Below are 705 nucleotides of genomic sequence, written 5' to 3'. Positions count from 1 at the left end.
ATCCTCGTAGACTAAATTAGTAAAAAACTAATATAGCTTTATGATGATTAAAAAGACAAAAGAAATAGCAGCTTATTTAACTTATAGTAAAAAACTACAAGTTCTAAAATATGCCAAAGAATATGGAAATAACTCTATAGCATATAAATTTTTTGGCGTGAAAAAGAGTACATTTTATAAATGGAAAAAGGCATATGATGAACATGGAGAAGAAGGTTTACTTAGAAAAAAACCAACTCCTCGTACATTTCCCAATCAAATCAAGCAAGAAATTGTAAATAAAGTATTAGAACTTCGAAAAGAACATAAATTAGGGACTTGGCGAATTAAATGGTATTTAGAACGTTATCATGATATTTTAATATCAGAATCAAGTGTTTATCGTATTCTAAAACGCAATAATGTAGGTCGATTAGACAGAAAGGCAACTAGAAGAGCTATGCATAGTATTCGATATGAAAAAGAAACACCAGGTCATCATGTACAGGTTGATGTTAAATTTCTAATTTTTCAAGATGCAAATGGCCATAAAATCAAGAGATTTCAATATACAGCAATTGATGATGCTACACGAATTAGAGCGCTTAAAATCTATGAAAAGCACAATCAATTAAGTTCAATTGATTTCATAAATTATGTTGTAGATAAATTTCCTTTCAGAATTAATACAATTCAAACAGATAACGGACATGAATTTCAATCAAA

At 28.5% G+C, this 705-nt stretch carries 2 pseudogenes; both read left to right on the top strand.

The features are described 5' to 3' along the window. Nucleotides 1-40 precede the first annotated feature (40 nt). Nucleotides 41-331 (top strand): annotated as a pseudogene (locus tag N5D03_RS14920) (helix-turn-helix domain-containing protein); the annotation flags it as partial. Further along, nucleotides 323-705 (top strand): annotated as a pseudogene (locus tag N5D03_RS14915) (IS481 family transposase); the annotation flags it as partial. The pseudogenes N5D03_RS14920 and N5D03_RS14915, both read left to right, overlap by 9 nt.

The sequence above is a fragment of the Empedobacter sp. GD03861 genome, from assembly GCF_029840885.1.
In the GTDB taxonomy this organism is placed as follows: domain Bacteria; phylum Bacteroidota; class Bacteroidia; order Flavobacteriales; family Weeksellaceae; genus Empedobacter; species Empedobacter falsenii_B.
Note: the sequence above shows the minus strand (reverse complement) of the source record. Positions and strands in the feature narration are given on the sequence as shown.